The following is a 15024-nucleotide window of genomic DNA, read 5'->3' on the forward strand; positions in this document are numbered from 1 at the left end:
TCTTCGCGCAGCGTTGGAGGGAACGCGCTGGCCTGACGAGTGCCACGAACGCCGACAACGTTGACGCAGTGCGCGGGACTACGTTCTATTCGAAGAGCGCAAGGCAGCACGCAGAAGCACTGATGACCAAAAGGGAACACGACCACGCGGACCATTCCGTCCAGCACCACTATCGCGAGGACGAAGTGTTCAAGGCGGTCAACGAGAAGCAGAAACGCCTTAACGAACGTTACGGACCCAAACCGGCCTGATATATGGATGACTTTTCTAACCGCCGCCGTCAGCGCTTTATCAGCGAGACCTACTACGATTTTTGGTCAGGCTACCACCGCGAAGCCCTCGTGCGGTGGACAACGCAGTTGCCCAAGAATGGAACCGAGGATGAGAAGCAGGCTGTCGCTGCCGCAAGAAGGGCACAGAGCCGTTTTGAGTTGATGTTGCTGCGGTACACAGCGGGCGAGCCTGTTGTGGCGTTGCGTGAGGAACTCGAGGGCGTTGTCGCCGCATACGAAGAGTATGCGCAGCGTCAGGCCGCGGTGCACCGCCCGGGTTGGCCGCCATTGCGATTGAGCGAACTGGAAGATTACGAGAGGACGGTCCAGCTTATTGGACTAGGTCATTTGCTTCACCGGCGTGACCTGCTGCCACGAATTGCAGCCATGGAGGACCCGTTTTACGAGGGCGAGGACGGACTCTATGAGGACCTGTTGGCCTACGCTATAAAGGGGCGCATCGACGTCGACACGTGCATACACGGCTCCTATCTCGATTGCTTGAATAGCATCTACGGCGAGGACGATGACGAGCGCCTTACCGACATGAATGCGTACTTGGACCAGTGGTATGCGTCTATGTCGGATGTATCGTGGCACGACAGCCATCTCAACCTATCGAACGAGTGGGGTCTGTATTTCGGTTACTGGGCAATCGAGGCCGCGGCACTGAGCTACATCCTTGAACTCGACGACACTTCGCTGCGCGAACACATCGTCTATCCCAAGGACCTTGTGGACTTCGCTCGCACGTTTAAAGAACCAACCCAGTCGACCACCGTTTCGGTCGCGCCCGCAACCGTTCGCACCGGACAGATTTGTCCCGAGACGGGTATCTGGAAGGCACAGGGTCACCAGGTGCCGGGCGTGATGGTGCAGCAGGGTGCGCGCATGCCTGATGTTTTCGCGCCAGATAAAAGCGGAGCCTTTCGGCCGCAACCCGCGCTCTGGGAGTTTGAACGCAAGGCCTGAGTGCTGTCTGGTCACACGAATCTGGCAGTATCGTGTCGCCTGCCGTCCAGGGCATCCGTCGCATCGAGCAGCCGCCGAACAACCTCAGGCGATTGCGCATCGACCCATGCGCCCCGGGGAACGTGCCGACCAAATCGTTGTAGTCGGTGACTTCCAGGAGCCAACAGCTCTCCCCGGAGCGTATGTAGTGTCGCGATGAACCTTCACGGCGCACACTGGAGGGCGCTCAAGCGGCCCCAGCGCCTTCGGTCGGAACGTGAACATTTGCGATTACAGCAGCGTCGGTCACCGCGCGGTGTGCAGCCTCGGGAACCACCTGCTTCGCCCTTCTTCGATGCGGCCTTTTTTACGCAGGCCTTCTTGGCAGACGCCTTCTTCGAGGCCTGGAAAGGCCTCTTTGTCGACGGCTTTTTGGTTGGCACCTCGTTCACGGTTGCCACCTTCTTGAGCGCTATCCGGCTGAAGTCCCAACCAGTGATTGTTGCTTAACGGCTGGACGAAGCACGATGACGGCCTCGCTGGTAAGTGGGAAATGGCGCCGAGCGCCAGGGTGTTCGGCAAGCTCAATGACGGAGCCAAGCTCAACAAGCTGTTCGCCGAGAAGGCACACGGAAACGGGATTGACGGGGTATGGCGCGCAACTCCCGCGAACAACAACGGGAAGCCATTTGCCATCGTAGAGGCGAAGTCCTCGCGGGTCGCTCAAAAGCGCGTTCGCAAAGGGAAGCCCGGAGTTTCGGGCTTGCTTGGTCATGCGGTGGACAAAGTCTTGCCCCGACCCGTCGAGTTGCTTGAGCCGCCCGACGATGAAGGCGAAGCGGCGGACAACGACACTTCGACGGGAAAAAAGAAAGGTGGCCGCAGAAGGCCGCCCAAGTCGGGCTCGCCAGCGCCAAAAGCAGGTGGCCGCGACGCAGGCACGCCACCAGCCTCTGGCACCTCATTGCCGAAGAGTGGGGACCTTGCGCCTACCGGCGATAAAATTGCACAGATGAGCCGTGGCTGGATACGGCAGAACCTGCAGGATGCGGTTGGGCCAGCGATGGCGCGTACGGTCGAGGCAGAGGGCTATGCTCGCCACATTCTGTACGTTCCGTTCTACTTGCCGAGCGCCTTGCAGCATGCGAAGGCGTTGCTGATAGGTATTGAGCATGTCCATCCGAACCACAACATCCGGTTCCACTATCGTGAGGAAGAAGTCCGGGTTGCGGTAAACGAAAAACAGCAGCGGCTGAACGACAGATACGGCATCAGGACGGCAACTTAAATGGACTTTACCCAGAAACGACGTCAACGGTTCATTAGCGAAGAATACTTCGAGTGGTGGTCGCGCTTTCACCTCGAGTCCATCGAGCAGTGGACACATACGCTCCCTGCGGAAGGTACCCCCGAAGAGAAGCAGGCAGGCGCTGCTTATTTCCGTGCCGATAGCCGTTTCAGTCTCATGCTCCTGCGTTACACGGCCGGGGAGCCCATCGCGCCAATGCGCGAAGAATTGGAGCAAGTGGTTGCTGCCTATGAAGAGTACGCACAACGCGAGTCGCTGGTCTATCGGCCTGGTTGGCCAGCCTTCCGGCTGAGCCAGTTGGGCGACTACGAACGCGCGATGCAACTCATCGGCCTGTGTCATCTGCTGCATAGAATCGACCTGCTTCCCCGTATTGCTGCGTTGGAGGACCCTACGTATCGCGCGCGCGATACGCTTTATGAGGACCTTCTTGCGTACGGCATGGAGGGGCGTACTGACGTTGACAGCTGGTTTCACGAGTCGTACCGCGACTGTATCAACAGCATGTACGGAGACTCGGATGAGGAGAGCCTTGCGGACCTCAACGCCTATCTGGAGAAGTGGTATGTGTCGATGAAAGAGCTCGGATGGCACGATAGCCACCTCAATCTCTCGAATGAATGGGGGCTTTATGTGGGGTACTGGGCAATCGAAGCCGCTGCATTGGCCTACCTGCTTGAACTCGACGATACCTCACTGCGCGAACATATCGTCTATCCGAAGGACCTCGTCGATTTTGGTCGAAACTATCAGGAGTCTTGGCCTCCGACTCCAGTTCCCACAGCACCTACACCGGTCCGTACTGGGCAGATTTGTCCAGAAACAGGAGTCTGGAAGGCGCAAGGTCACAGCGTGCCAGGCGTGCTGGTGAATCAGGGCGAGCGCATGCCTGACGTTTTTGCGCCGGATAAAAGTGGTGCCTTCCGGCCGCAGCCAGCGCTCTGGACGCTCGAACGCAAGGCCTGACTCTAAGGACGACTGCCTCCCCCTCTCGCGGCCTCGTGTGCAGTAAACGTCGAGAGGATACAAGCGCATCTCTACGACATCTACGAGCCGTACTTTGACGTGCTGCGGCTGAAAATCCGCGACGAAGGCACTGATGCACGTCGCCTGTCTTTGGTCGCGATGGACTAAACCTGGTGAGCCGGACCTGCTGTTGTTCGCGGTCATCACGGATGACCCTCCGCCTGAGATTGAAGCGGCCGGCCGTGACCGGTGCATCATTCTCATCAAGCCCGGGAACATCGAAACATGGCGCAATCCGAGCGCATCGAACCTAGATGCGATGTACGCCATCGTCGATGACAAGGACCGGCCATACTACGAACACAAGCTTGCCGCTTGAGACGATGTTTATCTGATTCCAATTGTGCCAATATGGATTAGAAGTAGTTACACAATCCATCCTGCGCGGCCGGGCAAGAAACTCCCCGAAGAATCATGGCCCTGCAGAGAGCGTAATCACTTCTCTTCCACGGCGAGCCGCCGAAAGTGCACAGTGAATGAATTTTCGGCAAATCTGGATTAGAAGTGGTTACGCCCGCAAGGCAAGGCTTCCCGTGAAAAAGTGTACTTGCCGAGCACGACCACACATCGGGCGTTTCCTCGCCATGGCCGCGCCGCGCGTCTGACGCGCTAGCGTTCCTCTGACTCCCGCCTACGTTCATCTCTGGCGGCCTTCCGTTCTTGTAGCCACGCATCGTATTCCGCGTCCGCAGGCGTCGCTGGCGCTGATAGCACCGCAGGGGCTGGCGCAACAGGCCGCTTCTCGAACCCGAGTGCAGCAGCTGTCCGCTCGTCCCACTTCCGATTATTCTCAAGAATCGCGAGGGCTCTCGCGTTAGCGGTGGTGGTGCCTGCTAGGTCGTGAATGTCCCCGTTTGCTGTGCGGTGGCGCACCGAATCGGCAACGTCGTTGTGCTGTTCGACGGTTAATACGAGAGCTAGGCTGTATATCTGGATGGAGGAAGTGGGCGTTTCTCAGTCAGCCGTACTACGCCCTTGGTCGCGCCACTCCGCTGCGAGCGCTGGCTCATGGATGGGTCAACGTAGTGTTGGCGGCTGCGGTTGCGTTCGCCGCGCGATGAGCGGCCGTCGCACGACTGCAAAGGGAGCCGCCCGCAATAGAGGAGCCACCTGTGACCGTAAGCGAAGCTGCGCGGTTCCTATTCGTCAGTCGGCCGCACGTTCGCAAGCTCATTGACCGAGGTGCGTTGGCCGAGGTCTGGCCGAAGCGCCCTGGTGACGAGCCGAATATTGACCCGCTGTCGGCGCTCGCGTATCGGGCCAAGAACGACGCCGGATTCCGCGCATGGCTGGATTCGCACACGGAAGAATGAGACTCGCGGACCTGGCCGGCTCCGTTAAAGCGCCTCTCCAGCGGGGCGGGTTCCGGCCGGCAGCCAGGATAGCGACCTGCATACCTGCTCCTGGAAGATGGGCACACCCAGCGTTCGGCCGAGCGACCTCCAGTGCTTTACTGGGATACGTCACCTGCTCCAGCCCCTGCCCCCGGCGCAGATATGGAATGAGTGCATCGCAAGCCAAAGCAAGTAGATAATGCTGGCATGCTATTCCGGTTACGGCAATGGCGATAAACCTTGGGAGTGAGCACAGCTGGGCATGCGCACTCGGATAAGTACATTTGACGTGAAAACGACCACCTGTTCGCCCACTAACATGTTTGGATTGAAGATGTACCCCGCCAAAAACGGCGACGCCTTTCTTGTTGACGCCGGAGGGACGTACCTTCTCATTGATGCCGGCTTCGCGACCACCTACCAAGAGTTCATTGCGCCAGACTTGACGCAGCTTGCAAAAAAGGGAGCTCGACTCGACCTGGTTGTCTGCACGCATATCGACGCTGACCACATCGGCGGCCTTCTGGAGTTCTTCTCCCAAAACGGCACTCCTGCCAAACGAGGCATTGAGGTGGCCGCAGTCTGGCACAATAGCCTACGGTCGTTGCCGGCTCCGACCGCAGGGCCCGACAGCATCTATGACGGCGTAGTCCTTGAAGCGATTCGGCGGCGTGGATTTCCGAGACCTCCGACATCTTCGCCGAATCCCATAAGCGCTCGACAAGGAAGTTCGCTTGCCAGGCTGCTTCGACAGCATAGCTATATCTGGAACTCGGGGAATGGCTCAAAGTGCATCAGTGAGGGGCACATGCATACTCTGCCGGGCGATGTGAGCATCCACGTTATTGGGCCTACGACAGCCCGTCTCGAAGACCTGCGAAACCTGTGGCTGAGTGAGGTCAAAAGACTTGGCTACAAGGGTTCATCTCAGCCCAGCGACATCATTGACGACGCATATGAGATGTGGTGCGCCAGCATGCCAGACCGTTCCAATCCTCAGGCCACACCCATAGCAGCCAGCGGAAATCTTCGTCTCGCAGAAGTCTATACGCCAGACACCTCCATCCCGAACGGCAGTTCCATCACGTTCATCGTCTCTGCGGGAAACAAGCGAGTTCTCTTCCTCGGAGATGCTTGGGCTGAAGATGTCGTAGCGAAGCTGCGGTCATTTCACGCGCCAACTACGCCTCTCATCTTTGATGCTATCAAGGTTTCGCATCACGGGAGCCTCCACAACACGAGTGTAGACCTGCTCTCGGTTGCAGACTCGCCCCGCTTTCTCATCTCATCCGACGGAACTCGCCATGGCCATCCGGACTTTGAGGTGCTAGCCGAAATCGTGGACAGACCGGCTCCATTCACAAGGCACCTGTTTTTTAACTACGAGACCGCTGCGACAAAGCAGCTTGAGTTACATACATCGAGGTCCGGCACTGCCTTCAGTGTCCATGTGGCTAAGAACGACTGGATTCAACTGGGGGAGGTCAACCATGACTGAAGACGAAATCAAGCAGGCTACGTGCCTAGTCGCGGGTAAGAACGAATCCGGAACCGGGTGGCTTATCAAGGCGGACCTCGTCCTCACGGCGTATCACTGCGTCGAAACCGCAATACGTGATGGCGCACAAGTGACTGTTCGGTTTGGAATTGGGTCGTCCGCTATTGAACTCACGGTGGCTGTGGGCAAACACGATGAAGACCTCGATATTTGCCTGCTGCATTTATCTACGCCGCTCAGCGTCGAACCCATACCCATTAATGTTGATGGCCTGCGTCCTGGCGAGAAGTGGTTCGCATTCGGCTACCCGGCAGCAAAACTACTGCTGGGCCATGTCGTCAGGGGAGAGATACAACAAGTGCTGCCCGAGCGGGTACATGGCGTCGACCTGGACCTGTCGATAGAGCCAGGAACGCATCTATCGGATTACCACGGGTTCTCCGGCGCCCCGTTCATGGTCGGCGCCGCCTGCAAAGGATTGCTGCGACTCAACGTAGACAGTGCCATCGGGGGCCTGAGCTTCTCCATTCTAAAGCCCTTCTTCCTAGCAAATGGCCTGCTGCCTGATGAGCCAACTGACAACGACGACCCTGTAACAATCGGAACGCGGCCTGCCTTTAACACACTTTTCGAATCCGCCATTTCCACCAAGCGCGGTGGCTATGTCTTCATCGAGGGCTCGCACGGTATCGGTAAGTCTACGTATTGCCAACAATTCAGCCCGGAGTTACCAGAGCTGGATAAGCTCGGCGTTTACCAATTTACTGAGCGTGTCCGTGGCTCAACGCCGGCGCACCAAGCCCAACCAGAGGTATTCTTCGACTGGGCAAATTCTCTACTTTCTGAAAGGGCCACGGGCAAGCCAGCCAGGCTAATGGAACTGTCGTACAGCCAGCTCATTCAGAGTACCAATGAGGTACTTCAGTCTTTGGCGAACCGTTGCGCGAAGGTGGGGAAAGTGGGCGTGCTCTTCATCGATGGAATCAATGAGGCTGCCGCTGCAGGGGAAGAAACGCTAAAGCGGTTTATCAATCTGCTACCACAAGAAGTGCCTGACGGCTTGGTGGTCGCCATCACTGGCGTCGGACTAGATTCAATTGCCAGCAGCCTTGGAACACTCCTTCAGAGTGCGGAGCGCTTGACCCTGCCCACCCTCGACCGCGACATCCAATACGGGGTATGCCTAGGATTTCTTGACAAGGAAAAATCCACGACCGAAATCATTGGCGCTCTTTGCGACAGGGCGATGGGACACCCGCTATATCTTCGGTATTTAGCCGACCTGGTGAACAGCGGGGCCACTCAGGGTGACATTGCTGAGCTGCCAGTTTTCAGCGGCTCCATTCAAGATTACTATGAGACCATCTGGGCGAAACTGGTGCAAAACGCGGATGTCGTCAACTTGCTTGGAATCCTTGCTCGCCTACGTTGGGGTATCCCGACCAGCAACCTGACAAGCATGTTGACCGCTGCCGAATCGGGTGTCTTCCCGTCCACACTCCTTCGTGTTCGGCATCTACTCGCCAATCCCGAGAATACTGAGATTTACCACCCCTCATTTTCAGAATTTGTCGTTCACAAGACAGCATCTATCGACGAATGGGTGCACGAGCGTCTTGCAGGCTTTTGCAGCTCGAGAGCAAGCGGCGACTATGGAATTCTTAACAAGCTTTACCACGGGCTGAGAGGCGGTCCAGAATCCCTGCTGCTGGCCATTCCCAACTGTCAGCAGGCGTGGGTTGACGACTCCGTGTTACTTGGCGCGGAACCAGACGTCTTGCTCGCGGACATTGATGAGGCCCTCAGTGCCGCTACCAGTGTCGGGAGTGCAATCGACATCATTCGGCTGCTGCTACTTTCCCAGCGCCTTACCTTTCGGTACAACACACTCTTTGTGCAGTCGGCAGAACTCGTCGCGTTGGCGCTCATCTCAATAGGAAAAACTGACGACGCGCTTAGGCATGTCGTTCGCAACGGCCGCCTTGTTGTCTCGGCAGATGAAGCTTTCGCAGTAGCAAACGCTTTAACCCAGAAAGGAAGCTCGGAACAAGCCTTAAAAGTCTTGGAGCTTGTTCAGCGCGAGATAAATAAAGTATTTGAAAAAATGGGTTCCGAGAACGGTGTCGGTATCCAAGAATTCCTCAGTGCGGTGAATCATCGACTGCATGCTTTTTCACTCGCACACGCCGCTGGCGACGCTCCATCATTCACGAGATTCCTTCGTGCCATTACTGAAGGCTTTTTGTTTCGCCCCAATGGAAACTTCTCGCGAGAGGAAGGGAGCGGAATACTTAGGCAGCTAACCGGCGAGATAACAGGGGCTCAGCTTTGCTTGCAGGGCGGGTATCGACCTTTCTTAAGCCTAGGCGTCCCTGTCGACGTTGATTTGCGTCATCAACTGCTCCTTTTTCTGCAGTCGCTGGCGCATGCCGAAATGTACTCAGAGCATTATGGAATAGTGCTTGAGCGCGAGATGGTCGACCTCTTGCTCGCCGACATCGAAAGAGCTATTGACGCGCCTCTACTCCCTGAGGACCGACAATTATTTTTTATAGATGCTTTGATTGAGGCTGGAGCCCGCCCCGGTATCGTCGAGACATACTCCGTGGGCGTAGATATGGGCGACGAAACGCTGCCCTTCTATGAGAAGAATCGAGCAGAGCCTGACGAAGCCATCTTCGAGAGTGCGATGCTACGCCTCCGCGCTTCCTCGTTCCGTCAGGACGGATATGCCACGCCTTCGGTGCATATGCCGACCAAGAATGATTGGGAGAAGACTCTCGAGGCCATCGCACGAGCAGTTGCATGGTGTGACGGCAAGGGCCGGAGGGCCATGGCGATAAAAGACCAACCCGGGCTGGATGCCGTATGGTCGTTTCTAGCCGATGCCCTACTTCCTTGCTTTGCGTTCAACCTTGAATCCCGTATTCACTGGGAGTCAAGCTACTTCATTCCCGAGACCGTGGTTCCGCAACTGTACCGGCGCGTTGCAAAGCTGGTGCTTGATTGTTTTCCGACGAAAGCAGCGGTCTTGCTCGACGCAATTGAGGGCAATTTCGCAGTACAGCTTGGCATCTACAACGAAGGTTTCCGGCAGGGGCTCCACGAGGTGCTGCGCCTCTTCATCGAGCGCCGTCCCGAAGGGCTAGTCGCGGACAAGGTCTTCTCACTCGTCTTGCGCTACAGGGATTACGTCTCAGCGAACGTTGAGAATAGGTTCGAACTGGTGCCAGAGCTTCTGCGAATTGTCCCGCTGTTCGCCATGCTGGACGCCCATGAGGAGGCTCTCCGAACCTATAAGTCGATGTTGTCGTTCTCGATGGGGCCAAGCTGGTACAAGGAAGACCAGTTATCCATGATGACCAGCACCTTGGAGGCGCTACCGGCTACGACGCCCGTTGATGCTTCGTCGCTAGCCCAAATCGCTGGCCTCTTGGAGAGAGCGACGGGCGAGATGACATTTCAAAGATTTATTCGCGCCGACAAGGGAAATTTCATCGGCCAGCTTTGCCATAGGTCGTTTTTCTCGGATGCTGTCCGATACTTCCAACATCAGACCTGTGGCACTCTCAGCGAGTTGTTCGCACAAGCAACGAGTGGCAACCTCGACCGCGTCTCAACCCTTGTTGGGATGCGGTTTCCAGGAGCAGCGTTGGAGGAGCAGGCTGCCCTGCTTCCGCTGTTGCGCCACAGTCGTGAACAGGCGAGCTGGCAGCTACGTTGGGCACTCCTCGAGGTGTATCAACATGGCGACGAACGGCACCTGACGGACTGGGGGCAAGAGTACGCTGCCATCATCTCGCAACTGGTTGATTGTCCTGACGACTTGGAGCGAGCAAAGGACCGGGTCCGCTCGATTGCAAATTCGTTGAATAATGAGCGCGCATGGCTACTATTGAGGAGTTTCGTTCTAAGTCTGCCGTCCAACCTTCAGCCGGACTTTGTGCGTCTCCGCGATGATGTGATGTCTAACCTGGACGCAAGCCAGATTGAACGGCTGACATCGAGTTTCGGTCTTAGCTATGAGCAAGATGAAGCGGATAAGATACCGACGCCTGAATCTGACACCAATGCGCCGACCGATGACGTGGCCGAAGCGGATGCCGAGGATGACCGCTTTTTCATGCCTGGTACTTTTGGAAAACGTTCGACAGTAAGAGACGCCCGTGCTCAAATTGATAGCGCACGTACACTGATAAACCGACGCAACTTCTCGGCGGCGACGCAAGAGTGCATACGGGCACTACAAACGTTGCAGGCAGGAGGATGGTCGGTCTGGTCGAACAACCATTCCGGCAGCGACGCCGACCGGCTCATCGACGCTCAAGTCCAGAACGCAGATGAGCTCGCCAGACTGTATGGCCCCCTGGCTCTCGAAGAGCGCCATACGCAACGGTGGGCGGTTTCATCCCACCTCATATCGCTGGTCGGAAAAAAGATTGACGCAGCCCAGCAGACGGCACTCTTGGCGGTAGCCGTTGACCACGTCAGGCAAATCGTGGGTGACGCCTCCGCGGCGCCGTTCGCATACATCGGTAGCTCTGCGGCGGGCGGCGCATCTGAGGCACTGCTCGAACTCTTGCTTTGGACTTTAGACCATCCGGCTTGGGAACGCCGTGATAGCGGCGCGGCGATGGTGCTGTGGGTTGCCCGTACGGACGGAGACTGGCTCTCAAAACTCGCCCGTCTTGCTGTCTCGATGGACAGGCGAAATAGGGCAGATATTGCCTCTGCTACCTTGGACATCCTCTCTCGTGAAGACCCGGTGGGGTTGTGGCTGCGCATCGAGCCCTACATCGAGCTTGCACATGTTATCGAGGAGTGTCGGCATATTAGCCGGTTCACAACGTTCATGCGAATCGTTGAGCGCGCGAGCAAACGTGGTATCGATTCGGCCGTGACGGCTTTTAGGACGCTGCAGGAGCGATTCCCCGAGGACTGCCCCGTCTCCACTCCTGCCCCCGATAGGAGACCGCCTAATTTTGTCCCGCTGACGCTGCACAAGCTCTGGCGTGACTTGTCCCAGCTCGGTCTTTTTACCGAAGGCAGCCTACGAGCTTTCGCAGCTCAGATGGTTGATTCATGTCTGCCGTTGACGGTCGAATTGGCCTTTGAGTTGGAGTCGCTCGTCGCGAAGGGTGGGCGAGAAGACTCGAGTCTTCCAACCGGCCGTTGGGCTTCAATCGTTCGCTATGCGCTGAATACCGCACTCTTTCAGCCCATGCCCGCCAGCAAGCTCGGAAATGCTGAGGTCGTGCTCAGAGTTTATAACCCAGAAACGCTTCGGGAGCCCGAGAACGGACGAGACCTGCTGGCAAGCCTCGTCGCGTGCGTGGAAAGCGGCAGCGAACGAAATTACGTGCCATCGCATGGGAACTTGGTCTTCCTCGATTTTCAATGCCTCATGGAGATTGAGCACCGTACCACTGACGTAGAGCTTACATCGCACCTTGTGCCTCCCGGCCACTCCCAGCCAGCACCACCTACGCCGCCTAGCTTCAAGGCAACGGAGCTGCCACGGCCCGGCCCCGATGAACCCATCGCTATTTGTGGCAGAGCCTTGCCGACCATTGCGTACTTCGGTTCCGTTAGTCCAGCCATTCCAACACCTCGATTTCTGCAGCTTGTTCGCGCTCAGGCGTCGAAAACCGTCCGATACCATTGGAGAGATGGAGGTACTGTGACGAGCCTAGCGTCAAGTCGTCGACATGAGAACGCGCTACTTGCGATTGAGCGGGATGCACTTGCATTGCCTGAAGGCTGGCAAATGCGGTGGATTCTACGAGTCAATGGTAAAGTCCGAGCAGTCCTTCACAAACTATAGAGAGTAGTGACAGTATGTTTACGTCTATGCAAACGCCCTCTACTAGAGCCGAGTTTGAAGAGCGGATGAACTATGCGCGGGAACAAGTGATAAACGGGAAAATGCGTTTCGCTAAGGGACTCCGAGGCCCCGATAGTTTGCTCAGTGTGCGCTACCTTCCAAATGGTCGAATCGACCTTCTCAGTATCGACGAGCTGGCGCGCCTGACCGCAAACCAAACCTATCAGATGCGCAACATGAACTTTGACGATATATTTTTGGATGACAAGGGACGGTAAGGTCATCAGCCGTCATTCGACGCTTGCTGTATAACTGGCTCTCAAACTGTCCTGCGCCCTGGTTGCGGCTTGGCAGCGCTATACCAGGGCTTCGGACAGCAGTACCGTCCATTGGTCAGAAAACGATACCCAGCTGTGCCACAAATCTAAGCATCCTATCTTTCCGGCGATTCGGCGGTGGCTTCCTTGATGGCGGCCCTTCTTGCGCGGTACCGGGCTGCGTATGAATCGTTGACCGAACTCGATACCCGCGGCGGTACGGGGACGGCTGGCATCGCGTTCCGCTTTTCGAGGCCCAGTGCCGCGGCTTCACGGTCCTCCCAGGCGCGCTCATGCTGAATAATCCCGAGTGCTTTCGCGTTTGCGACGGAGGTTCCTGCAAGGTCGTGGATGTCTCCGTTAGCCGCACGGGTGCGCTCGGCTTCGGCAATCACTTTATGCTGCTCGGCTGTCACCCGTCGTTTAGATTTCCGCCTCTTGCTTTCGCTTTCATTCTTGAGAACAGTGTCGGCGTGTTGGGTCAGGTAGAACTCCTGCCACGACAAGTTCTGAACTCGCCGGATGTCCTCAGGGATGATGGTCAGCAATTTTTCTTCGTCTCCTAAGGTATGCTTCCAAATGAGGTGGTGCGGGTCTGCGGTGAATCGCTTTACCAAGACCACCAATTTCTCTCTTGCTTCCGGGCGGAGGCCGGCATGTTCTTCCGCGAGGGCTTTGAGTGGAGCAGATTCATAACGGAGCCCGTGGAAATGTACTAGACCGCATCGCACCGTGCGCGACTCCCAGTCAATGAACCGGGAGAGGATTTCCCTCTCCGACCACTGCCTCCTTGCATCTCCCCTGCGCTCTGCTTGTTGCGAGACGAAGATGTCCTTCGGCGTGCTCGCTGCGCCCTCAATGAAGTCTTCGTGATTACGAAGACGCGGTCGGTAAGCCGTAAGGTTGTGCTGCCGCACTGCTTCGTACAATGAGGCGAGGAATTGTCGAAGCGAAACGCCCCGAGTCAAAATCGCTTTCCTACGTTTCTCTGTGCTAAGAGGGTCTTTTTTTCGAGTGTATCCGCTCGGGGAATCCACTAAAGCTTGGACCATCAGCTCATTGAGACTCTCGACAACGGATTTTTTCTGACCAGATGCCGGCGGGGCCGTCTCGAACCAAAGTCGCATCACACTGCACGCGATTCTGATGTTATCTTTGGAGGGACCTGCTCCGTTATCGACGAAAACACCGTCAATGTTCCCGTGCAGCAATCCGTCTGACGAGGCAAGGTTGAATTCCGTGGCAATCCTGGATTTGTCCAGGTAGCAGGAAGCGATGCACCTTCGATATGCAATTGCATTCTCCCCGGTCAGAATCGGTTCAATTCCAAGAACTGCGCGCGAGTTGCGAGAGACGGCGAACAGAACCCGCACGGAAATATTTTTCCACCTACGTTGGACTTTGACCCGGACACCGACCTTGGGAACCCACCCGTCAACATCGACTGTTTCGAACTTACCTTGCGTGTAGTCGGTAGCCGTACCGGAGAGTGGTGCGAAATGCTTTTGGTGGATGTTGCTTCCATTTCGACGCGCCAACAGGTTGTGCAACGGAATCAGATTTTCATTCGCGACCCTGCAAAAGGTGTCGTAGGTTGGATTCAGACGCTCATCGACCCCTGCATAGTGTTCCTTGATGAGCTGGTTATACGTTTTTGTGAAGGGCCAACCCTTCTTTACCCAGTAGCGTTCGAGAACGCCCAGAAACTTCGCTCTATCTTCATCGCTTACGGGTTTGCGTCGGAGCTTCCTAGGCTTACCCGTCGCTTCGCACTTCCATTTGTCCCGCAATTCCTCCTTGCTCAACGCTCCTGGTTTGTTCGCCAGATTTGGTCGAGGTCCGGTCTTCCCCTTTTCGCTGTGTTGGGCGAGCATCGAGTTCTCGTGACCATTGAAATGGCAGTGTTGGTGGAACAGCTTTTGTATGTAGCTGCTATAGCCTCGCTGCACGCGCAATGCGGAGATGACGAAATCTAGCGCTTCGAGACGCGCGGCGCGGTCTGTGACCACCAGGTCGTTGAAGACGAAATCGGCAGGGTTGCCGTTACCACCCACATCAAGCATGCAAAATGCTTGGAGAATTTGCAGGCGCCGCGCGAATCCGTTGCGTGCCTTCCTCAAACTATCAGGCAGCATATCTAACGGCAGCTTCATATACGCTGGAACGACGTTCTCTTCGATACGCCTGATGCCTCGCAGCGGAGAATCAGGAGCATCGGCTGACCAGGCACTCCAGTCACCGGGACCCTCCGGGGAACCTTTCGCGACAAGCTTCAGAACATGAAGCTGCCTGTCGATAGGATTCCAACATATTGCTCGATAGCGCGCGGTCTCGTCATCTCGATGCTTGAACAGGTCGAATCGGACTAGGCCCTTGGGCCATTCTTCTTCGAGTTGCCGTAGCCGCAGAATGGTGGCCGCATCGGCTACTCGCGGCCTCAGTTTCGACAGCGGCGCGACGTCACCGCCTTCTCCAGTTTGTGTGGACATGGCC

At 56.6% G+C, this 15024-nt stretch carries 10 protein-coding genes and 1 pseudogene; 10 read left to right on the forward strand and 1 reads right to left on the reverse strand.

What is annotated here, in order from left to right; all coding sequences use genetic code 11:
• Positions 1–122: 122 nt before the first annotated feature.
• The 10 genes and pseudogenes from WT26_RS38830 (at position 123) to avs1c (ending at position 12492) form a co-directional block, all read left to right on the forward strand.
• Positions 123–251, forward strand: coding sequence for a hypothetical protein (locus WT26_RS38830; RefSeq protein ID WP_257785713.1), 129 nt, complete (start codon positions 123–125; stop codon positions 249–251).
• A 3-nt stretch (positions 252–254) separates the two neighbouring features.
• A complete protein-coding gene (locus WT26_RS21975) occupies positions 255–1244 on the forward strand; it encodes a PoNe immunity protein domain-containing protein (RefSeq protein ID WP_069270848.1) in 990 nt (329 codons plus the stop codon).
• A 195-nt stretch (positions 1245–1439) separates the two neighbouring features.
• The gene (locus WT26_RS38505) at positions 1440–1733 is read left to right on the forward strand and encodes a hypothetical protein (RefSeq protein ID WP_231130509.1); all 294 of its coding nucleotides are present in this window, start codon (positions 1440–1442) and stop codon (positions 1731–1733) included.
• Positions 1734–1794: 61 nt separating this feature from the next.
• Positions 1795–2511, forward strand: a complete 717-nt coding sequence (locus WT26_RS37485) for a hypothetical protein (RefSeq protein WP_155123166.1) — start codon at positions 1795–1797, stop codon at positions 2509–2511.
• Positions 2512–3498 carry a PoNe immunity protein domain-containing protein gene (locus tag WT26_RS21990; protein WP_069270850.1) on the forward strand — a complete coding sequence of 329 codons (987 nt, stop codon included), beginning with the start codon at positions 2512–2514 and terminating at the stop codon, positions 3496–3498.
• A 133-nt stretch (positions 3499–3631) separates the two neighbouring features.
• A pseudogene (locus WT26_RS21995) lies at positions 3632–3877 on the forward strand (hypothetical protein); the annotation flags it as partial.
• An 868-nt stretch (positions 3878–4745) separates the two neighbouring features.
• Entirely contained in the window at positions 4746–4871 is a 126-nt protein-coding gene (locus WT26_RS38835) for a hypothetical protein (protein ID WP_257786182.1), read from the forward strand.
• 355 nt (positions 4872–5226) lie between these two features.
• Entirely contained in the window at positions 5227–6390 is a 1164-nt protein-coding gene (gene avs1a, locus WT26_RS22000) for an AVAST type 1 anti-phage system MBL fold metallo-hydrolase Avs1a (RefSeq protein WP_196222180.1), read from the forward strand.
• The gene (gene avs1b / locus WT26_RS22005; protein WP_069270851.1) at positions 6383–12214 is read left to right on the forward strand and encodes an AVAST type 1 anti-phage system protease Avs1b; all 5832 of its coding nucleotides are present in this window, start codon (positions 6383–6385) and stop codon (positions 12212–12214) included. Before avs1a ends, avs1b begins: the two co-directional genes overlap by 8 nt.
• Before the next feature lie 26 nt (positions 12215–12240).
• Complete coding sequence (avs1c, locus tag WT26_RS39105; protein ID WP_230461706.1) at positions 12241–12492, forward strand: AVAST type 1 anti-phage system protein Avs1c; 252 nt, start codon at positions 12241–12243, stop codon at positions 12490–12492.
• Positions 12493–12647: 155 nt separating this feature from the next.
• Here the strand turns inward: avs1c and WT26_RS37490 are convergent, their stop codons facing one another.
• Positions 12648–15020, reverse strand: coding sequence for a hypothetical protein (locus WT26_RS37490; protein WP_155123167.1), 2373 nt, complete (start codon positions 15018–15020; stop codon positions 12648–12650).
• Positions 15021–15024 lie beyond the last annotated feature (4 nt).

The sequence above is a fragment of the Burkholderia cepacia genome (assembly GCF_001718835.1).
GTDB lineage: Bacteria > Pseudomonadota > Gammaproteobacteria > Burkholderiales > Burkholderiaceae > Burkholderia > Burkholderia cepacia_F.

What these genes read in the sequence shown, in the direction of transcription:
- WT26_RS37490 (WP_155123167.1), bottom strand. Translation starts at nt 15,020, where the DNA reads ATGTCCACACAAACTGGAGAAGGCGGTGACGTCGCGCCGCTGTCGAAA.
- WT26_RS21975 (WP_069270848.1), top strand. Translation starts at nt 255, where the DNA reads ATGGATGACTTTTCTAACCGCCGCCGTCAGCGCTTTATCAGCGAGACC.
- avs1a (WP_196222180.1), top strand. Translation starts at nt 5,227, where the DNA reads ATGTACCCCGCCAAAAACGGCGACGCCTTTCTTGTTGACGCCGGAGGG.
- avs1c (WP_230461706.1), top strand. Translation starts at nt 12,241, where the DNA reads ATGCAAACGCCCTCTACTAGAGCCGAGTTTGAAGAGCGGATGAACTAT.
- WT26_RS38505 (WP_231130509.1), top strand. Translation starts at nt 1,440, where the DNA reads ATGAACCTTCACGGCGCACACTGGAGGGCGCTCAAGCGGCCCCAGCGC.
- avs1b (WP_069270851.1), top strand. Translation starts at nt 6,383, where the DNA reads ATGACTGAAGACGAAATCAAGCAGGCTACGTGCCTAGTCGCGGGTAAG.
- WT26_RS21990 (WP_069270850.1), top strand. Translation starts at nt 2,512, where the DNA reads ATGGACTTTACCCAGAAACGACGTCAACGGTTCATTAGCGAAGAATAC.
- WT26_RS38830 (WP_257785713.1), top strand. Translation starts at nt 123, where the DNA reads ATGACCAAAAGGGAACACGACCACGCGGACCATTCCGTCCAGCACCAC.